Origin of the sequence: Dokdonia genika (genome assembly GCF_042652845.1) — a bacterium.
Taxonomy (GTDB): Bacteria; Bacteroidota; Bacteroidia; order Flavobacteriales; family Flavobacteriaceae; genus Dokdonia; species Dokdonia donghaensis.
In genome coordinates this window covers 209,123-229,266 of the sequence record NZ_JBHSHB010000008.1, presented here as the reverse complement: position 1 = coordinate 229,266, position 20,144 = coordinate 209,123, and the positions used below count along the sequence as shown (strand labels likewise).

Annotated in this window: 22 protein-coding genes; 6 read left to right on the top strand and 16 right to left on the bottom strand. The window is 38.8% G+C overall.

Annotation, left to right across the window (positions count from 1 at the left end):
- Positions 1 to 9: 9 nt before the first annotated feature.
- The 9 genes from ACFO5T_RS04945 to ACFO5T_RS04905 all read right to left on the bottom strand — a co-directional run bounded on the left by ACFO5T_RS04945 (position 10) and on the right by ACFO5T_RS04905 (position 8,594).
- On the bottom strand, positions 10 to 1,026 hold the full coding sequence (locus tag ACFO5T_RS04945) for a glycosyltransferase family 2 protein (RefSeq protein ID WP_375251935.1): 1,017 nt from the start codon (positions 1,024 to 1,026) through the stop codon (positions 10 to 12).
- A gap of 108 nt (positions 1,027 to 1,134) precedes the next feature.
- Positions 1,135 to 1,962, bottom strand: coding sequence for an enoyl-ACP reductase FabI (locus ACFO5T_RS04940; RefSeq protein WP_021778420.1), 828 nt, complete (start codon positions 1,960 to 1,962; stop codon positions 1,135 to 1,137).
- A gap of 90 nt (positions 1,963 to 2,052) precedes the next feature.
- Positions 2,053 to 3,705, bottom strand: a complete 1,653-nt coding sequence (recN, locus tag ACFO5T_RS04935; protein ID WP_380032530.1) for a DNA repair protein RecN — start codon at positions 3,703 to 3,705, stop codon at positions 2,053 to 2,055.
- Positions 3,706 to 3,814: 109 nt separating this feature from the next.
- On the bottom strand, positions 3,815 to 4,702 hold the full coding sequence (gene porD / locus ACFO5T_RS04930; RefSeq protein ID WP_465251692.1) for a type IX secretion system protein PorD: 888 nt from the start codon (positions 4,700 to 4,702) through the stop codon (positions 3,815 to 3,817).
- Positions 4,702 to 5,907 carry a bifunctional phosphopantothenoylcysteine decarboxylase/phosphopantothenate--cysteine ligase CoaBC gene (coaBC, locus tag ACFO5T_RS04925; RefSeq protein WP_380032526.1) on the bottom strand — a complete coding sequence of 402 codons (1,206 nt, stop codon included), beginning with the start codon at positions 5,905 to 5,907 and terminating at the stop codon, positions 4,702 to 4,704. The genes porD and coaBC overlap by 1 nt, the downstream gene beginning before the upstream one ends.
- 4 nt (positions 5,908 to 5,911) lie before the next feature.
- Entirely contained in the window at positions 5,912 to 6,250 is a 339-nt protein-coding gene (locus ACFO5T_RS04920) for a DNA-directed RNA polymerase subunit omega (RefSeq protein WP_375251931.1), read from the bottom strand.
- Positions 6,251 to 6,261: 11 nt separating this feature from the next.
- Complete coding sequence (locus tag ACFO5T_RS04915) at positions 6,262 to 7,074, bottom strand: outer membrane protein assembly factor BamD (RefSeq protein WP_375251930.1); 813 nt, start codon at positions 7,072 to 7,074, stop codon at positions 6,262 to 6,264.
- A gap of 123 nt (positions 7,075 to 7,197) precedes the next feature.
- A complete protein-coding gene (gene dapA, locus ACFO5T_RS04910; RefSeq protein ID WP_375251929.1) occupies positions 7,198 to 8,073 on the bottom strand; it encodes a 4-hydroxy-tetrahydrodipicolinate synthase in 876 nt (291 codons plus the stop codon).
- The gene (locus ACFO5T_RS04905) at positions 8,073 to 8,594 is read right to left on the bottom strand and encodes a DUF6913 domain-containing protein (RefSeq protein ID WP_380032523.1); all 522 of its coding nucleotides are present in this window, start codon (positions 8,592 to 8,594) and stop codon (positions 8,073 to 8,075) included. Before ACFO5T_RS04905 ends, dapA begins: the two co-directional genes overlap by 1 nt.
- A gap of 57 nt (positions 8,595 to 8,651) precedes the next feature.
- Here ACFO5T_RS04905 and ACFO5T_RS04900 point away from each other — a divergent pair, with 57 nt between their 5' ends.
- Together ACFO5T_RS04900 and ACFO5T_RS04895 are read left to right on the top strand one after the other, a co-directional pair.
- Positions 8,652 to 9,425, top strand: coding sequence for a 5'-nucleotidase C-terminal domain-containing protein (locus ACFO5T_RS04900; RefSeq protein WP_380032521.1), 774 nt, complete (start codon positions 8,652 to 8,654; stop codon positions 9,423 to 9,425).
- The gene (locus ACFO5T_RS04895; RefSeq protein WP_380032519.1) at positions 9,422 to 10,345 is read left to right on the top strand and encodes a bifunctional metallophosphatase/5'-nucleotidase; all 924 of its coding nucleotides are present in this window, start codon (positions 9,422 to 9,424) and stop codon (positions 10,343 to 10,345) included. The genes ACFO5T_RS04900 and ACFO5T_RS04895 overlap by 4 nt, the downstream gene beginning before the upstream one ends.
- A gap of 1 nt (position 10,346) precedes the next feature.
- On the opposite strand, the gene ACFO5T_RS04890 is transcribed toward ACFO5T_RS04895, so the two are convergent.
- From ACFO5T_RS04890 to ACFO5T_RS04870, 5 genes are all read right to left on the bottom strand, one after another.
- On the bottom strand, positions 10,347 to 11,063 hold the full coding sequence (locus ACFO5T_RS04890; protein ID WP_380032517.1) for a hypothetical protein: 717 nt from the start codon (positions 11,061 to 11,063) through the stop codon (positions 10,347 to 10,349).
- The gene (gene ligA / locus ACFO5T_RS04885; RefSeq protein ID WP_380032515.1) at positions 11,056 to 13,050 is read right to left on the bottom strand and encodes an NAD-dependent DNA ligase LigA; all 1,995 of its coding nucleotides are present in this window, start codon (positions 13,048 to 13,050) and stop codon (positions 11,056 to 11,058) included. The genes ACFO5T_RS04890 and ligA overlap by 8 nt, the downstream gene beginning before the upstream one ends.
- 137 nt (positions 13,051 to 13,187) lie before the next feature.
- Positions 13,188 to 13,784, bottom strand: coding sequence for an LOG family protein (locus tag ACFO5T_RS04880; RefSeq protein WP_375251923.1), 597 nt, complete (start codon positions 13,782 to 13,784; stop codon positions 13,188 to 13,190).
- A 50-nt stretch (positions 13,785 to 13,834) separates the two neighbouring features.
- The gene (gene prmC / locus ACFO5T_RS04875; RefSeq protein WP_380032512.1) at positions 13,835 to 14,704 is read right to left on the bottom strand and encodes a peptide chain release factor N(5)-glutamine methyltransferase; all 870 of its coding nucleotides are present in this window, start codon (positions 14,702 to 14,704) and stop codon (positions 13,835 to 13,837) included.
- Entirely contained in the window at positions 14,701 to 15,186 is a 486-nt protein-coding gene (locus ACFO5T_RS04870) for a GNAT family N-acetyltransferase (protein WP_380032510.1), read from the bottom strand. Before ACFO5T_RS04870 ends, prmC begins: the two co-directional genes overlap by 4 nt.
- 26 nt (positions 15,187 to 15,212) lie before the next feature.
- Between ACFO5T_RS04870 and ribD the strand changes: the two genes are divergently transcribed.
- The 3 genes from ribD to ACFO5T_RS04855 all read left to right on the top strand — a co-directional run bounded on the left by ribD (position 15,213) and on the right by ACFO5T_RS04855 (position 17,575).
- Positions 15,213 to 16,214, top strand: coding sequence for a bifunctional diaminohydroxyphosphoribosylaminopyrimidine deaminase/5-amino-6-(5-phosphoribosylamino)uracil reductase RibD (gene ribD, locus ACFO5T_RS04865; protein ID WP_380032508.1), 1,002 nt, complete (start codon positions 15,213 to 15,215; stop codon positions 16,212 to 16,214).
- Positions 16,211 to 17,080, top strand: coding sequence for an EamA family transporter (locus ACFO5T_RS04860; RefSeq protein ID WP_380032506.1), 870 nt, complete (start codon positions 16,211 to 16,213; stop codon positions 17,078 to 17,080). The genes ribD and ACFO5T_RS04860 overlap by 4 nt, the downstream gene beginning before the upstream one ends.
- A gap of 186 nt (positions 17,081 to 17,266) precedes the next feature.
- Complete coding sequence (locus ACFO5T_RS04855) at positions 17,267 to 17,575, top strand: hypothetical protein (protein ID WP_380032504.1); 309 nt, start codon at positions 17,267 to 17,269, stop codon at positions 17,573 to 17,575.
- 14 nt (positions 17,576 to 17,589) lie between these two features.
- Here ACFO5T_RS04855 and ACFO5T_RS04850 read toward each other — a convergent pair whose 3' ends face one another.
- Entirely contained in the window at positions 17,590 to 18,765 is a 1,176-nt protein-coding gene (locus ACFO5T_RS04850) for a GlmU family protein (RefSeq protein WP_380032502.1), read from the bottom strand.
- A gap of 131 nt (positions 18,766 to 18,896) precedes the next feature.
- Positions 18,897 to 19,361 carry a DUF4442 domain-containing protein gene (locus ACFO5T_RS04845; protein ID WP_380032500.1) on the bottom strand — a complete coding sequence of 155 codons (465 nt, stop codon included), beginning with the start codon at positions 19,359 to 19,361 and terminating at the stop codon, positions 18,897 to 18,899.
- Positions 19,362 to 19,504: 143 nt separating this feature from the next.
- Here ACFO5T_RS04845 and ACFO5T_RS04840 point away from each other — a divergent pair, with 143 nt between their 5' ends.
- On the top strand, positions 19,505 to 20,035 hold the full coding sequence (locus ACFO5T_RS04840; RefSeq protein ID WP_021778400.1) for a DUF4870 domain-containing protein: 531 nt from the start codon (positions 19,505 to 19,507) through the stop codon (positions 20,033 to 20,035).
- Positions 20,036 to 20,144: the final 109 nt, after the last annotated feature.

Genomic DNA, 20,144 nt, shown 5'->3' with positions numbered 1-20,144 from the left:
ATACGGTGGTTACTTTTGGTTCTCTAATGTACTAAAAAAAAGATGTGGATAACGCTTTCGCGGAAGCTGTCTTAGCCATTTTATTCCTATTGTAGAAGACAGAAAACCCGTACCGTAGCCATAAAACTGAATACCAGTTGCAACAATACTTAAATAACCTATAACGAGGCTTTTATTTATAATACTTGAATGCACAAAAATAATCGCAACATACAATGCGTAAAACTTGAGTAGTATCGTATTACCAAACAATGCTACGAGTAAACTTACAGCTAGACCTACGATAAACAAAGTAGGAAACCAATAAGTAAGCTTTGCTGTACTAGGGTGCCAGGCATTTAGTATAGGTCGCACTAGTCCAAATTTATGAACTTGAGTGTAAAACTTTTTCCAAGAGATGCGACGTTTATGATAGACAAAAGCCTCTGGTATAAGCGCCGTTTTAAAACCTAAATCCCATAATCGCAATACGAGATCTGGATCCTCCCCGGGATGAATATCTCCAAAACCTTTACTAGTTTGAAAAGCCTTTTTTGACAATCCCATATTAAAACTACGAGGTTGAAATTTTCCGGTATCTTCACTTCCGCCGCGTATACCGCCCGTGGTAAAAAACGACGTCATACTATAACTTATAGCCTTCTGCAAGTTAGAAAAGTCTGGATGTGCCGCATCTGGACCGCCAAAACAATCTACATATCGTTCCTTTAACTGCTTATCCATCACCTCAACATACTGTGGAGGCAACATACAATCTGAATCTAGTATGATAAAATAATTACCTCTCGCTCTCTCCATCCCATAGTTGCGAGAACTCCCTGGGCCTGAGTTAGGCTTTGTTAAATAGGTAATATCAAGATCTGGGTAAGCATCTATTACTTCTTTACAAGGTATGCTGGAGCCATCTTCAATAATTACAATCTCATAAGGAATAGCGGTTTCTTGCTGGTTAAAACTAGCAAGGAGTTCGGCCACCTCATCTGGTCGATTATAAACGGGAATAATAAATGAATATGAAAGTTGCATATAAAACAAAGCTAAGACATCCCTAGAGGCTAGGCAATAAAAAACCACCGACATATAGACGGTGGTTGGTATGGGTTTGATTCCGCTTTCGCGAAAGCGTACTAAAGTTTATTCGTGTCCTTCGGCTTTCATAAAAGCGTCCATCACCTCATTACTTACTCCCGTGTTGCTGAAACCTCCGTCATTATAAAGGTTTTGCATTGTTACACGCTTTGTAAGGTCTGAGAATAGTGAGATGGTATAATCTGCACAGTCTTGTGCCGTTGCGTTACCTAGCGGACTCATTTTTTCTGCATAAGCGATAAAACCGTCAAATCCTTTTACTCCTTGACCTGCCGTAGTAGGTGTAGGTGATTGTGATATTGTGTTTACACGTACGTTCTTTTCTTTACCATAAAAGTATCCAAAACTACGCGCGATAGACTCTAAGTATGCCTTATTATCTGCCATATCGTTATAATCTGGAAATACACGCTGCGCTGCCATATAGGTAAGGGCTACGATGCTTCCCCACTCATTCATAGCATCTTGCTTGTAGAGTGTTTGCATTACTTTATGAAAAGACATTGCAGATACATCTGTACCTTTTTGTGTCCAGTCATATTTTTGATCTGTATAAGCACGTCCTTTACGTACGTTTACAGACATCCCTATAGAGTGTAGTACAAAGTCTAACTTACCTCCTAGTATTTCTTGTGCTTTTGTAACAAGGTTTTCTAGATCTTCTAGCGATGTAGCATCTGCAGGAATGATTTCTGACCCTGTCTTTTCTGCAAGCTCGTTAATCTGTCCCATACGCATAGCGATAGGTGCGTTAGTAAGTACAAAAGATCCTCCCTCTTCGTGTACACGCTCTGCTGTTTTCCAAGCGATTGAATTTGCATCTAATGCTCCAAAAATAATTCCGCGTTTTCCTTTAAGTAAGTTATAACTCATAATAACAGTAATGGTTTGATGTATTCTAGTTAGGTTTTCGGCCTGCGCCGTTATGGAGGTGTAAATATCGTGGTTTCTGCTTAAATCACACTAGTTTAGTAGATTTTTTGCGTGAGCAATTGCCGCGTCACTGTGTTGCCCCCCGCCTAGCATAGCTGCTATCTCTACAATACGTTCATCCTCATTGAGTCGTTCTATGTAAGTCTGCGTACGCTCATCTGTATCTTTCTTATACACTTTAAAATGTGAAGCACCTTGACCCGCAATTTGCGGTAAGTGGGTGATACTTACAAGTTGCATTGTACGCCCCATTTTTTTCAAGATGGCTCCCATCTTTACTGCAATATCTCCGCTCACACCGGTATCAATCTCATCAAAAATAAGTGTAGGCAATTGTTTATGTTTACTAAGAACAGACTTAAGGGCGAGCATTACTCTAGAGAGTTCTCCGCCAGAAGCTCCTTTACCTAAAGGCTTTAGATCACTACCTTTATTTGCCGAAAATAAAAATTCTAAGTTGTCTGTTCCTGTTGCTGTAAGAATATCTTGAGAATCTAACTGAACTGCAAACTGTGCATTAGGCATACCAAGTTCAACAAGTAGTTTTTCTACTAGTGAGGTAAGGTGTGGTATTGCAGCAGCACGATCTTTATGTAACTGAGAAGCTAGTGCAAATGCACTTTCCTTTTCTAATTGTATCTGAGCCTCTAGCGCTTCTATCTTATCATCTACCCCTGCGATATCTTGTAAATCATTATCTAGTCTATCTCGTATCTCAATAAGTTCTTCTACACTTCCTACCTGATGTTTTTTAATAAGCGAGTGCAACAACTGCATACGTGTATTGAGTCGTTCTAATGTAAGTGGGTCTGCATCTACATTATCAGAAACCTGACTAAGTACTTCTCCTATATCCTCTAACTCGAGTAATGTACTATTAAGTCGCTCATACAATTCTGTATATTGAGTACCATAACTATTTAGTCTAGCCAGCGCTGCTCTAGCTGCGGCAAGTTGATCTATAGCTCCCGTTTCATCTAGAGATATATTTTGTACCGCTGTAGCCAGCTGCTGCATAATCTCATCTGCATTGCTTAATGTGTTAAGCTCCTCTTCTATCTCTGCATACTCTCCTACCTTTAATGATGCCTCGTCAAGCTCTGTAAAAAGAAAAGATTGATAATCATACTCTAGCTGGGCTTGCTTCTTTTTTTCTAAAAGTTCGACAAGGGCCGTTTTTGAAGTCTTCCACTGAGTGTAAGCCGTTCTATATTTTTTTAATAATGCCACACTGTTTGAGAACGTATCAATCATCTCAAATTGAAAATCATTTTCAACCACTTGCAGCGTTTTATTCTGGCTATGTATATCTACTAGCCTAGCGCCCAGTGTGGAAAGTTGTGATAGTGTTACGGGCGTGTCATTTATGAAGGCTCTACTTTTTCCAGAAGGTAAAATTTCCCTTCTTATAATAGTAGATGCATCATAATCGAGATCATTAGCCTTAAAAAAAGTTTTGAGGTGGTAGTCGCTTATGGCAAAGACACCTTCTACTACACATTTTTGAGACGCATCTCCTGCGCTAGACATATCTGCTCTTTTACCGGTAATAAGACCTAGTGCTCCTAGCAATATAGACTTACCAGCACCTGTCTCTCCAGTAATAACAGTAAACCCTTTATCAAACTGTAATTGTACAGATTGAATAAGTGCATAATTTTTTATAGAAAGAGAAGTAAGCAATGATTTTTAGATTTAGTTAAAATAAACGCACAAAGTGAGATGTAAGACTCAACAAAAAATTCCCGTTATACAGGAATTTAAAATTAAGGATTGTCTTTATTATATACTATTAAAAAGTGATTTGTCTCCAGTAATTTGATTTAGTTGGTGCAACTTGATTGAGCACCTCTACAAGAGATTTTACATTTACAGAAGGACCCCCAGAAAAGATAGAAGCAATCTCCTCTCCCTTAGTATCAAAAAATACACGGGTTAAAAAATTATTAGGCCTCTTGTTATACATAGACCTAAATTGAGATAAGGTAGTTGCAAGTGTTTGTTTACTACGCTTTTTATCTTCACCCATAAAATCAAGACCCGTACGGTGATACGTATACATTATACCTGCAAACTCTCTAAAATTAGGAGAAAGTAAATCTTCATTTAATCTATATCTAGACTGTGACCCGTCTTGAGGACTCCATCCAGTCTCACTACTAGGCTGCGCAGTTGTAACTATTTGCTTTGCAAGCTGAAAATATCCATCGCCATCATTAAGCTTAAACGTATTTGCATCCATACCTAAGATAGTATAAGCATAAAAAGCAATTACAGAAACTAAGTTTGAATCAAACGTGTTAGGGTTAAAAATAAGCGGCTGAAACTCTGTATACTCAAAATCGAACTGCTTATCATTAAAGTTAAACGTAGGCGTATCATAATTAGAACCAAACACAGGTCGCGATGCTCCTACTTGTAAGCTTGCGCGAAAGTTATTACCATCCTGCTGAGTGATAATCACATTAAAAGAACAGTCTATACGCTCTTGTTGCTTAAAGCGTTTATCTGTCCACTTAGTGGTATTTATAAACTCCGTAAGTGAGCGTTCTAAAGTTTTAAAAACTTGTAAATCTGCTTTATTAGTTTGCTCTGCGTTGATAATCACAACTGCATTAAGCTCTTGTGCTACAAGGTTAAATGAGCAACATAAAACCACTAAGAATGTAAGTACTCTCATCATATTTTTTCGGCTATTTTATCAAATATATCAATAGACACTTCGGCTTTTGTCTTTAAATCATACTCCGTAACCGAACCGTCTTTTTCAATAAACGTAATTTTATTGGTTTTGGTCTGAAACCCTGCACCTTTATCTCGCAAAGAGTTTAAAACAATCGCGTCAAGATTTTTCTTCTCGAGCTTTTTCTTTGCATTTTCTAGTTCATTCTGTGTTTCTAATGCAAAGCCCAAAAGATATTGATCTTTTTTAATCGCACCTAGCGAAGCAAGAATATCTTTAGTTTTTACTAAGTCTATTTGTATCGAAGTGTCTTTTTTCTTGATCTTCTCCTCTGCTACTTTCGCTGGCTTATAGTCTGCCACTGCTGCTGCTGCGATTGCTACATCTACCTTATCAAATACGGCGTGTGCAGCATCATACATTTGCTCACCGGAGACTACATTATGAACTGTAATTAGACTATGATTTACTTTTATAGCACTAGGTCCCAGTATAAGATCTACTGTCGCACCCAGGTCTGCTGCTCTTAAAGCAAGCTCGCACCCCATTTTACCACTACTGTGATTTCCTATAAATCGTACGGGATCTATTGCTTCATAAGTAGGTCCTGCTGTAATCATCACACGTTTACCTCTTAGGGGCAACTTACCCATTACATCATTTTCTATAAATGTCACGATATCTTCTGGCTCTGCCATACGTCCTTTACCTACTAGACCAGAAGCCAGTTCACCACTGGTAGCCTCTATCATCACATTACCGTAAGACTGCAGTTTCTGAAAAGAAATTGTAGATGAAGGGTGGATATACATATCAAGATCCATCGCTGGAGCAAAATACACAGGACACTTTGCACTTAGGTAAGTAGCTAGCAATAAGTTATCTGATGCGCCATTTGCCATTTTAGAAAGCGTGTTTGCTGTTGCAGGAGCAATAACCATAAGGTCTGCCCAAAGCCCAAGCTCCACGTGATTTGTCCACACTGCATTATCATCACCTTCAATTGTAAACGATGAGTGTACCTCATTACGAGAGAGTGTACTTAATGTGAGCGGAGTAACAAAGTCTTTTGCCTTCTCTGTCATTACTACTTGCACAGAAGCGCCAGCCTTTATGAATGCTCTCACAAGACTGGCGCTTTTATATGCTGCAATGCCAGCGGTTACTCCTAAAAGTATTTTTTTACCGCTTAATACTGACATCTATCTAGTCGTTACTTTTTTCTTCAGTAACAGATGGATCTCTGTGGTAAATACGATCTTCTAACCACTCTTGCACTGCTAGTGCGTGAGCCTTAGGAAGGCGCTCATAAAATTTAGACACCTCTATTTGCTCTTTGTTTTCAAAGATTTCTTCAAGACTATCATTAAACGTAGCAAACTCATCTAGTTTTTCTGAAAGCTCCCTCTTGATCTCTGTATTGATCTGTGTAGCACGTTTTGCTATAATAGATATCGCCTCATAGATATTATCTGTAGGGGCATCTACAAGATTCTTGTCAATAGTCGTTGTGCTTAAAGGTGCATCTAAGTCCTTAATATTCATAATATTCTTCTTTAATTTAAAGTTTCCATTGCTAGCAGCGCTTCATTTACAGCTGCTACTTCTTCTGCTGCCTGCTCGCTATACTTTCCTTCTGGAAAATACTTCTCTAAGGCGTTATATGCTTCTTTTGCATCTTCTAGTCTTTCTGCCTTACGACGTCTTACACTTCCTAATGCTAGTTGATATGCAGAGTTAAACTTCCAGTACAAAGCATCTTCACGATACTTAGACCCCGGAAAATCTAATAAAAAGTTATCAAACGCTTTTATCGCGTTTGGAAACGTTCCTCTACTCTCTCCTATTTTATTATATCCTTTTGCAATCTCGTAGGCTTTGCGCTCTATCTTCTGGTTGAGCTCCTGCACCTTAGCATTTGCATCATCGAGACGCTCAGAATCTGGATACTGATTTATAAAATCTTGAAGTTTACCCATTGCTATATACGTATCTCCTTGATCTAAGTTAAATCTAGGTGACCTATTATAATAGCTCTCTGCGCTTTTGTATGCTGCCTCTTCTCTCTTCTCACTCTGAGGAAAAGATTTTACAAAACGTTCAAATTGATACCCTCCTTGGTAATAATCTCCTAGCTCATAAAATGTATTTGCATAAAGATATGACACACGCTCTGCTTGCGGGCGTCCTCTGTATAGCGGCACAATCTGCTCCCAAAGCTTTAAGGCTTTTTTGTATTTACCTTGAGAATACAAGGAATCTGCAAATGTGTACTTTGCTTTAATATCATCGTTTTTAAGAACATCTTGATACGCCGAACAAGAGCTCAATAAAACAACTGCAACTAGTAGGAAAAATATATTCTTCATAAGGGTTAAAAACAGCAGGCAAAATTACGTAAAATCAATCACATAACATAACTTAATTAATATAGCCCAAAAATAAACGCTTTCACCCCAGCATTTATTTTGTTAGCATACGTTTAACAACTTCTATAAAGAGGTTAAAAATGACCCTATCTTTTGGTGTAGATCATCTGTAGCTTTTACTAGTGGTAATCTTACAAAGGGCTTACACACACCTTGATGTGCTAGCAATGATTTTATACCTGCTGGGTTGCCTTCTTCAAAAATAAGGTCTATAAGTTCAAGTATTTTGAAGTGTTCTTTATACGCTTTCGCGAAAGCGTTATTTAAACCATCATTAATAATCGCCGTAAAAACTTCTGGGATACCTTGACCTATCACAGATATCACACCACTACCTCCAGCCGAAACTAATGGCAATGAAAGTGTGTCATCTCCAGAGATCACCATAAAATCATCTGGGGTTTTGTGTATTAGCTCAAGTACCTGTGACATATCACCGGTGGCTTCTTTAATAGCTATAATATTGTCAAAATCTCTAGCAAGTCTCGCCGTAGTTTCTGGTAACATATTGCTAGAAGTTCTACCTGGCACATTATAAAGTACTACTGGCATTGGGCTCGCTGTAGCTACTGCAGCAAAGTGCTGGTATATTCCTTCTTGGGTTGGTTTATTATAAGCCGGAGAGACCGATAGTATAGCGGTTATACCATCATACTTACCATTTTTAAGTTCTGCAACAACTGCAGCTGTATGATTACCTCCTACACCTAGCACGATAGGCAAGCGCCCCTCTGCTACCTTTATGATATGAGCAACTACGGCCTGCTTCTCTTCACTAGATAACGTAGCACTCTCTGCCGTGGTACCTAGTGCGACAAGATAATTTACACTACCAGAAATACAATATTCTACCAGCTTAGTAAGTCCATTATAATCTATAGACAAATCTTCATTAAATGGTGTAACAAGAGCAACACCTGTACCCCTTAACTCCTGCATTAATTTATAACTTTTAAAATTTTTAAATATTTTTCTAATTCTTTTGTAAAAACCACTTCTTGACCTGTAGCTACGTGTATCGTAAGATCATTGTATGTTTCCATAGCTGGGTCAATCCCTACTTTAAACTTTGCAGCAGAGAGTGCTGTCATTGCTTTAAGTGATAAATTTTCTGGCGTGTAGTAGCTTATTAAAATATCAAAAGGAGTTGCACTAAAATCTTTGAGCGATTTTGTTTTAAAAACTCCTTTCCACCCTACTTGCTTGTCTGAAAATAACTGTGGCTGCTCACGCTGCTCTTTTGTTAAGGTTTTTACATACTCAAGTATTGCTACATCTTTAGACTTTACTCCTATTGCTTTGCACAAAGAAGAAAGATTATTTTGATTAAAAGGCTTATCTACATCTTGTAAAATAGCAACGCTAGATACTGCAGTTGTGCTCGCCTTATAATTGCGTGCTTGTTGTGCTTTATCTATTTGTTTAATGATGGATTTTGCTTTTAATCCGGTTAAAAACATATAACTTTACTTTTGAACAAATGTAGATAAAATTTACTGCTACCTACGCCATAAATTATGAGGAGGACCACGCTTTTAACTATCATCTATGCGATTGTTATATATACAACAGCAATCTCTTGTAAGGAAGAATCTCACTACGCTCCAGAGCGCTTAAAAGGTGAAATTATCCCTGTGAATCAAAATAGCCCAACGAGTGAAGAAATAATTCAAGCCATACTTCCATACAAGGAAGCTATACAGGCAGAAATGGATAGTGTGCTAGCCATTGCACCAGCATCGTACACAAAAAAGGATGGCAAGCTCAACACAGCAGTAGGCAATATGATGGCAGATGCTGTTTATGAAATGGCAAACCCTATATTTCAAAAAAGAACTGGATACCCCTTTAACGCAGTGCTTCTCAATTATGGCGGCATACGCTCTGCTCTTAATAAAGGAAACATCACCACTAGAACCGCTTACGAGTTAATGCCTTTTGAAAACGAAGTGGTTGTCGTAGAGCTTAGTGGTAAGCAAATGAGATCTCTTTTTGAATACTTAAAAGGTGGAAGTGCACATCCCATCGCAGGTATGGAGGTACAACTATCGGCCACAGGTGATCTTTTAAAAACACAAGTGCAAGGTCAAGATATTAATGATAACGAGACTTACTTTATCGCAACTAGCGACTACCTCAAGAATGGTGGTGACCATATGACCTTTTTTGAAAACCCGGTAAGCACGCTTACGCTAGATTACAAAATAAGAAATGTGCTCATAGATTATTTTAAAAAGTATGACACCATCGCACCCGTAAGAGATAACAGATTTACAAGAGATAGCAAATGATACGTAGAACTTTTATAAAACAAACCGCCGCAGCAACAAGTCTTGTAGGACTAGGAGGATTAACAATGGGGATGGGTGTAGATACGCTTTCGCGAAAGCAAAAAAAACACATTACCATTTTACATACTAACGATGTACATAGTCACGTTGAGCCCTTCCCTTCTAACGACCCAAAGTATGCAAATCTAGGCGGTGCTGCCAGAAGAATGGGTGTTATCACGGCCGTACGTAAAGAAAACCCAAACACATTACTTCTTGATGCAGGTGATATCTTTCAGGGCACTCCTTACTTTAATTTTTATGGAGGTGAGCTTGAGTTTAAACTTATGTCTATGATGGGGTATGATGCCGCTACCATAGGTAATCACGATTTTGACAATGGCATAGGTGGGCTAGCTGCGCAAATGCCTAATGCTTCTTTTGAGCTTCTTATAGCAAATTATGACTTCTCAAACACCATAATGGATGGGCTTACAAAGCCTTATAAGGTTTTTGTGAAAGATGAAGTACGTATTGGTGTTTTTGGTCTAGGTATAGAACTTAATGGTCTAGTTAATAAAAATATGTTTAAAGAAACCAAATACCTAGATCCCGTCGAGATGGCTACAGACACAGCTAATACACTCAGACAAGAAGAACATTGTGACATTGTTATCTGCCTTTCTCACCTAGGCTATGAGTATCGCAGTAAAGACATTATCTCAGACGTAGCACTCGCCAGAAAGACAGAAGGAATAGATCTTATTATAGGTGGACACACACATACCTTCTTAAAGAAGCCAACTATCGCACAGAACAAATCAGGAAAGTTTGTGCTTATAAATCAGGTGGGTTGGGGAGGCATTAACCTAGGAAGAATAGATTTTTATCTAGATGATGCAAAAAATATAGAGAGTAGAAGCCTCGTGCTTGATATATAATCTAGATATACTCCTGATATGTACTGTCTTTTTCTATTCGTTTAAACCTAGTTATATAAGTGGCTAAGGTTACTTTCATAAATACCATCATAAATGTGGCCATCATAAGCATAGGAATTTCATTATAAAGAAAGTAGTATATGAAGCCAAAGACAGTACCAGCAATGTAGCTACCTCCTATCATAATAAGACCTATATTATCTGGATGGAGGTTATAATTAGGTATTATAAAGCAAACACTCATTGTAATACCAAAAACCACCACTGTAAGCAAGAAGAGGCTCGTTTCTGGTATAAACGGCATTACTAGATAAACAATGTATAGCAGTACAAAACTGAGGGTAATAAACCCCACAATGAGTTCTACGAGATTATGCTTTGAAAAGGCCGTTACTCGTTTTTTTAATACAGGTTTCATTAAAAACAAGAGTGCCGCATACCCTACAATAGATGCTAGGCACGTGAGTGTTATATTCTTCTCATAATCTGTTAAGAATAAATACTCCGACAGTAGCGTTGCTGCTAAAAATATTAATAAGGAAATACTGAACTTACCTGTTGCTTTAAAAACGTATATAAATAAGAATAATGACCCAAAGGGAGTCAAGTAAAATATCGCATTCTGATCAAAAAAGACAGGTGTAAGCATCATCATAAATCCTAACAGAATACTGATAGATCTATGTAACCTATATCCGGTAAAGTTCCCTCTAAGCATTAGTTAAAGCTAAGAATTCTATTTCAGAAATAATAGTAATTCCTAGTTTTCGAGCTTTTTCTAATTTGCTAGGTCCCATTTTTTCGCCAGCAACGAGGTATGATGTTTTAGATGAGATAGAACTTGAGACTTTCCCTCCGTTATCTTCTATGAGTTTTTTAAGATCATTACGTGGCATTTCAAACACACCAGAGACCACAAACGTCTTACCTGCAAGCACATCCGACTGGTTTGCAAGCTTCTCTGCAGAAATTTCTAGCTGTACTCCGTAAGATTTTAAACGTTGTATGAGTGCTATATGTTCCGCTTTCGCGAAAAATGATACAACACTCTCAGCAATCTTACTTCCTATTTCATCTACAGCAACCAGCTCTTCTTCTGTTGCCGAAATAATCGCCTCAATAGACTTGTAATGCTTTGCAAGTTTTTTGGCTACAGTCTCTCCTACGTATCGTATACCTAAACCAAACAACACCTTCTCAAAAGGAATCTTAACAGACGCCTGCACACCATTCACTAAGTTTTCGGCACTTTTTTGAGCCATTCTTTCTAACGGAAGCAACTGTGCTACTGTAAGCTCATATAGATCTGCATAATTTGATATAAGTCCCTCATTTACAAGTAAAGCTACAGTCTCACCTCCTAGCCCATCTATATCCATTGCTTTTCTAGATATATAATGCTGTATACGGCCTATAATTTGTGGGGGGCAACCCATATCGTTAGGACAGTAGTGTTGTGCTTCTCCTTCTTTACGCACAAGCGAAGTATCACATTCTGGACACTGAGTTATATAATCGGTAGGCTCAGAATCTGCTGGACGCTTAGTAAGATCTACTGCTATGATTTTTGGGATGATTTCCCCTCCTTTTTCTACAAACACCTCATCACCTTCTCGTATGTCTAGTCGTTCTATCTGATCTGCATTATGAAGGCTGGCTCTTTTAACGGTTGTACCAGCAAGCTCTACAGGTTCTAGGTTTGCTACTGGTGTGATGGCTCCAGTACGACCTACCTGATATGTTATTTCGCGTAAGCGGGTAGACACCTGTTCTGCTTTAAACTTGTAAGCCATAGCCCATCGCGGAGCTTTTGCCGTATACCCCAACTCCTCTTGCTGCTGGAGTCCGTTTACTTTTACTACAACACCATCTGTCTCATATGGTAAGTCGTGACGAGCTTTATCCCAGTGATTAATAAAATCTAGCACCTCATCAATACTCTTTGAGAGTACTGCAGCATCTGGTACCATAAAACCCCAGTCTCTAGCTTTTTGCAAACTTTCCATCTGGGTAGCTATCCCTAGATTATTACCGGTAATATTATAAAGTAAACATTGCAATGGTCGCTTTGCAACCTCTGCACTATCTTGAAGTTTTAGAGAACCACTTGCGGTATTACGCGGGTTACGATATAGCTCAAACCCTAGTTCCTCGCGCTCTGCATTCATCGCGTGAAAACCATCCCAAGGAAGCACAATCTCACCACGTATGTCAAACTTAGGAGGATAATCTCCTTTTAACTTTAAAGGAACAGACTTTATGGTTTTAATATTAGTAGTTACATCATCTCCCTGTAATCCATCTCCACGGGTTAAAGCTCTGAGCAACTCTCCATTTTCATAGGTAAGACTTATTGAAGCACCGTCATATTTAAGCTCGCAGGTATAATGTACTTCACCATCTACCATTTTCTTAACTCGGGCTTCCCAGTCCTCAAGATCTTCCTTTGAGTAGGAGTTATCTAGAGAGTACATTCTATGCTCGTGTACAATAGTCTCAAAATTTTTAGTCACTGCACCACCTACGCGATGTGTAGGCGAGTTAGGATCGTCAAATTCTGGATTTGCAAGTTCTAGTGCCTTAAGTTGTTCTAATTTTTTATCAAATTCAAAATCTGATATCGTTGGCGTATCTAGCACATAATAACTATGATTATGTGTTTGTAATTCGTTGCGTAAAGCGAGGATTTGCTCTTCTATTGTCATAGTAACAAAATTAAAAAATTAAACCTGCGATACTCAGAGAATACCGCAGGTTTAATTAACCATTTTACAAACAGTTTTTAATAAAAACTAAATCGCTGTAAAGCATACCGCTTTGCGCATAACCCACAAGAGCGTTATTACTTTTTTGCCTCTAGTGATGATTTTAACCACTTAGGCATTGCCATAGGCTCAAAGTTCTCCATCTGATCAAGAAGACCATCAATGGTAGTGTCTACAAGAAGGATGTCATAATTTTCTTGTTTAAGAAAACCTTTGTCTACCATATTTTTAAGCGCACTTAAAAGATCATCATAAAAGCCATTTACATTGAGCATCCCCACAGGCTTTTTATGCAACGCTAGCTGGCTCCAAGTAAGCACCTCAAAGAGTTCTTCCATCGTTCCGAAACCACCAGGAAGTGTGATAAAACCGTCAGACAGTTCTTGGAGCTTCATCTTGCGCTCGTGCATCGTCTCATTTACTATAAGCTCTGTAAGGCCTGTATGTACCACTTCTTTAATTTGTAAAAATGCCGGAATCACACCTATCACTTTACCATTTGCATCAAGAGCGCCCTGAGCAACAGCTCCCATCACCCCAATTTTGGCAGCACCGTATACGAGTGTCATATCCTTTTTTGCCAGTGTGGCTCCTAGCAAGCGCGCTTGATTTATAATCTCTGGATCAGTTCCTGCACTGCTACCACAGTACACACAAATAGATGCTAACTTCATACGATTTCTTTTTTTCTAACAATTGTTTTGATATTTAGACGCACTTAGGTTTAAGCCATACACGCCTTTATCATCCTATTTTTACCAAACATATCTTTTCTCAACACAACATCTGTAAAGCCTATATTTTTTAATAATGCTACAGTCTCTTTACCGAGATATTCATTAATCTCAAAATATAGAGCTCCTGCGGGTGCTAAGCTTTTACTGGCCAGCTCTCCAATCTTTCTATAAAAAATAAGAGGATCTTGATCTGAAACAAATAGTGCACTATCTGGCTCATTGCTCAGCACGTTTGCTCTCATCATTGCCTTTTCTTGCTCACGAACATACGGCGGGTTGCTCACAATAACATTATAAACTTCATCGAGGGCTTGCGTCTCAAGAATGTTCTGGTTATAAAAGTCTACTTTCACCCCATTTGCCTTAGCATTTTGATATGCTGTGGCAAGCGCATTTTGAGAGATATCTACCGCTTCTACTGTTGCTTTATTGATATTTTTTGCAAGTGTAATGGCTATACAACCAGAACCTGTACCTATGTCTAAAAGACGTAGCGTATCTTGTGCTTCCCCTTTTAATAGACCTTGCGCCACATCATCTATAATCCAGGCAACGAGTTCTTCGGTTTCTGGCCTAGGTATTAAGGTAGCAGGATTTACCTTAAAGTCAAGCCCGTAAAATGACGAGCTACCTGTGATATATTGTATAGGCTCACTCTTAGACAGTCTAGCTGTTATTTCTTCAAGCTCTTTACGTTGTGATGGGTGTATGTTTTGCTTTCGCGAAAGCGAGATCTCAACCCTATTCATTTTTAATACGTGCTCGAGCGTTAAGAAACATAGGTTCTCGACCTCTTCTGGCTCATAAAGTGCGGCCAGTTGCTTCCTAAAATCTGCGCGAAAATCATCTATATTCATAGTTTAATAAGCATATGAACGGGACACGAAAAGTGACCTGTATTACCCATAGGCCCATCTATATAGTCAAAGCCGGTGCGCTTGTATAATTTTTGTGCTGCCTCCATATAGGGCATCGTCTCAAGATAGCATTGCTCAAATCCAAAATCACGAGCCGTATCTAGGCACTTCTTCATCATAGCCGACCCTAGACCCTTACCTCGTGCTTCCTCTAAGAAGTACATCTTTTGCAACTCGCACACATTACCATCATAATTATCAAGTTGACCGATACCCGCACAGCCTATTATCGCGCCATTATCTTCTACCACAAAATAGGCAGCCTTAGGCCTATCATAATGCTCATACATAGTATCTAGCGCCTCATCTGCATAAGCGGTTCCTACCTTTGGAGCGCCCATATCTACCAGCACCTTGCGCACTACGGCCGCTACCTGTGCATTATCTTCCTTTTGAATAGGTCTAATGATTGGTTTGTTCATCACTATTAAACGTTTACTTTTGTGATGTGAAGATACACAACACCTATATAAAAAGATGTATTGCCCTAGCAAAAAATGGGCTTCCGGCAGCAATGCCTAACCCCTCGGTAGGAGCCGTTCTCGTGCATAATGACTCGATTATTGCAGAAGGCTATACAAGTGCATATGGAGGTCCTCACGCAGAGGTAAATTGTATCGCTTTCGCGAAAGCGAATACCCCAGAACTCATTGCCAAATCTACTTTGTACGTATCTCTAGAACCTTGCTCACACTGGGGAAAAACCCCTCCTTGTGCAGATCTCGTTATAGACTCAGGAATTAAACGCGTAGTGATAGGCACCATAGACCCTTTTGCCAAAGTAGCCGGCGCTGGCATAAAAAAACTTATGCAAGCTGGAGTTGATGTTACCGTAGGCGTGCTTGAAAAAGAATGTCAAGAGGTAAATAAACGTTTCTTTACCTATCACAATGAGAAGCGACCATTTATAATTTTAAAATGGGCTGAAACCGCAAATGGTTTTATAGCTCCTGCTACCAGAGACAAACAAGAACCGGTGTGGATTACAAACACCCTCTCTAGACAACTAGTCCACAAACTACGCAGTGAGGAGATGGGCATTTTAGTGGGCGGCAAGACCGTTATAGAAGATAACCCTACACTTACCACACGTGACTGGCACGGCAGCAACCCGACCAGAATTGTGATTGACACACAAGGCAACCTACCTAAGGAGCTACACATATTTAATAATGAAGCACCTACAATAGTGCTTAAAGACAGTGACCCAAAAAGCATCTGTAAAGAACTTTTTGGTCATAACATACAATCTGTTATTGTAGAAGGTGGCGCTGCTACCCTACAAGGTTTTATAGATGCAGCTTTATGGGATGAGGCTAGCATATTTACAGGCCTTACAAACTTTAACGCAGGTATAAAGGCTCCCAAGAAAACAAGCCAATTTACACTACAATCTACTCAACACATAAAGGGTGACAGGTTAGACACTTACACACGCAGCGACTCTTGATTTACTTACTACTAAGCATAGCGGCTTCCAGTCTCATATTTGTAATCTTCAAGTTATTTTCAAAATTTGAAGTAAATACGCTACAAGCTATTATCGTAAACTATGTGGTGGCCTTCACTTGTGGCATCTTGTTTTATGAGGGCGGTGCGACACTAGCACAAGTTCCAGAGCAGGAGTGGTTTTATGCATCTGCTGGGCTAGGTGTGCTCTTTATTATCGTTTTTAACTTAATGGCATACACTACACAAAAGAGTGGGCTCTCTGTGGTATCGGTTGCGACCAAAATGAGTGTGGGAATTCCCATACTTTTTGGCGTTATCTATTACAACGAATCGCTAGGACTCTACAAAAGCCTTGGGATCATACTTGCTTTAATAGCCGTTTATCTCGCCTCTGTAAAAGCAAAAGATGGGATTGCTATAAAGAAAGAAAACCTCATCTTCCCAATTCTTGTGTTCTTAGGTAGTGGCGCGATAGACACAAGTCTTAAATTTATAGAGGGTGCTTATGTAAGTAATGGTGATGTACCCATTTTTAGTGCAACTATCTTTGGCGCTGCTGCCTGTATTGGCTTTTTAATTATAGGGTATCAAATCATCACTAAGACATTTACATTTAAGCTCAAAAATATTGTGGCAGGTGTCGGTCTGGGTATACCTAACTACTTTTCTATCTATATGCTTGTGCAGGCTTTGCGAGATCCAAGATTTGATAGCTCTACACTTTTTACCATAAACAATGTTGCCATTGTGATGGTAAGTACCTTTATAGGAATCTTGTTTTTTAAAGAAAAACTTCTCCTCAAAAACTGGATAGGTATTGCACTTGCCGTGGTGAGTATTTTGCTTGTAAGTTTATTTAATTAGAAAATAATTATACTTTTTTTTACGCTTTCGCGAAAGCGTACTCAACCACCCTCGCCCTATAATTCTACTAGCTTTGTTTATTTAAAAAACCACCAAACTCACGTTAACAAAGGGATTACAAGATACAGACTCTGTAACATTTTATAAATTATCTCAACATATCTATGTAACCAAAATGAAAATGATATGGGATTCGGTGGAGCAGCTCTTGCAGCAAATCAAGTAATAAAAAACAATAGAAACCTTCTTAAGCAAAAGCGTAAGAGAGGTGATCTATCTTTTGTATCTACTGTAAACGAAAAGTGGGTAGATCCTAAAAAAGCGTCTTTTGATCAACTTATGGAAATACGTAAACGTATACGTAGGGACAATAAACGCTATGCACGCAAAGTCATTATCTTAACAATTATAGGCTTTATACTATTAGCGCTTGCGCTAGCTATAATACCGTGGGATCTAATTTTTACAAATGGATTTAATCCTCATAAGTATTAATACCAAATCACAGATTACTCTCTACGGTACTGCTTTGTCTCTTCAAAAACGTGATCAAGTATAGCGATGTCTTGTTCAGCAAGTTCTATATCACGACGCGCCATTGCTATTTTTGCCGTCTCGTAGGCCTTATTTGTTTTGTGCGTTACAAAGCCACTAGCACCTCCCCAAGAAAATGAAGGAACAAAATTACGTGGGAAGCCACTCCCAAAAATATTAGAAGCTACACCCACTACGGTACCAGTATTAAACATTGTATTAATGCCACACTTAGAGTGGTCACCCATCATAAGACCACAAAACTGCAGCCCTGTATTTGCAAAGCGACCCGTCTCATAATCCCATAACTTTACGGGAGCATAATTATTTTTAAGGTTTGAGTTGTTAGAATCTGCACCTATGTTACACCATTCTCCTAGCACACTATTACCTAAAAAGCCATCGTGACCTTTACTTGAATACCCCATAAGCACGGCGTTATTTACCTCTCCTCCTACTTTACAGTGAGGACCTAAGGTGGTGCCGCTATAAATCTTGGCGCCCATTTTTACAGCTCCGTGATCACATACTGCAAAAGGTCCTCTTACGAGTGCACCTTCCATAATTTGGGCATCTTTGCCTATATAAATAGGGCCATCTGTCGCATTAAGATGTGAGTAGTGAACTGTTGCTCCTTCCTCTATAAATATTTGGTCTTTATTTATTGCTATTACGTGCTCTGGAATGTCTTGAGACTCTCTATCTTCGGTAAGCATCTCAAAATCTCTGGTAATTGCTTCACCGTTTTTGGCAAAAATATCCCAAGTATGGGCTACCGTAAGAATATCTGGAGCAGTGTATTGTATACAGTCATAGGTGTCAAAATCTACTTCTTCACCCTCCTTTACATAAAAGGCAATGATTTCTTCTCCATCAAAAATGGCTTGTTGTGGTTCTAGGCCTTTGATAATCTGGGCTAGATTAGGAGAAGGGAGATATGATGCATTAATCATCACATTTACCTCCAGCTCAACCATAGGCCATCTTTCTGAGAGATACTCTTCTGTAACGGTAGAGGTTGTTGAACCTAGTACAAACTCCCATTTCTCACGTATGGTAAGTATCCCTATGCGCAAGTCTGCTACGGGTTTTGTATAAGTAAAAGGTAAAAGTTGATTGCGTACGTTACCGTCAAAAAGGATATAGTTCATCTCTAAGTACTGTTAGTCTGTTGTAAAAAATCGATTGCAAAAATGAGCATCGACTTATACCGCAAATGTAAAGACTCTTAGATAAAGAAATGTATCTAGTTATAAAGAATACACAATAGTACAACTGTGTTTTACTTCTTCTTTTTTACAAGAATCGTCCACTCAAAGTTAAACTCAGAAACCTGCACACCGTCCTTATTTGTCCCTACAGCTTTCATCCAGCAGGTTTGACCATCACCAGTAGCAACCGCTTTATCTATAGCCTCTTTAATCTGAGGGCCATTATCACACACAAAGTGTATTCTGCCAGTTGCTTTTTTTGTAAAAGTGGCATTATTATTTGCCACAAGCATCGATATTTTTTTTCCGCTCTTTTGTATGTGTGCAATAACAAGTGCTCCTGTAGCAAGCTCTGCCGCCATACCCTGTACTGCCCAAAACATACTATTAAAAGGATTTTGATTAATCCAGCGATGTTTTACTGTGGTTGTACAAGACTCTGGTGATAATGACTTAACACGCACTCCCGTAAGCCACGCAGAGGGTAGCTTAAACATTGTGAACGTATTGAATTTACTAGGTGTAGGAAAGGACATATCTATTGCTTTTAGACAAAAGTAACAATATTTATTAATACTATGCGTGCATATTAATATCTTAAATAAATGTTAATATTTAGTACTATGCGTAACAAAGTACCTTTTTTTAGACATATATTTGCATAAGACATTAATAGACTATGGAAACTAGCATACCCACACATCACAAAAATGTAGGAACCTTAATACATCTTTCTACCTTCTGTAAATACCTTTTCCCATTTGGAAATTTTATTGCGCCGCTCATATTATGGAGCGCTCAAAAGCGCAACTCTCTATTTATAGACAAGCACGGTAGAGATGCCATAAACTTTCAGCTCAGTATACTTTTATATTTTATTGCGCTGGCGGTAATAAGCATTCCGTTCTTTATTTATTTTATAGTAAGTGCTGGTGAGGGAAGCGCTAGCTTGCTTAATAATGGATACATAAATGACCCTAGTGACTTTGCAGATCTAGGTGGTTTTCTCATCACTGCCATTGTGGTAGGTGTGCTGGCTATAGGATTATTTCTTATAGAGATTATCACAGTAATTTCGGCAGCAGTGCAGGCATCACAAGGAGGCATTTATAAGTTTCCGCTTCTTATAAATTTTATTAAAGCTTCTGCCGTAGCAGAAACCCCAGATACTCAAGAGGACTCATCAACTCAAGAGCAACCTACTATGTAATGTAGTGGTATGACTATGTACGCTTTCGCGAAAGCGTAACAACAATTAATCAATCACCTGACCCAAATCAGGACCAAAACGAACAGTTTAATGTATTTAAAAATGGAAA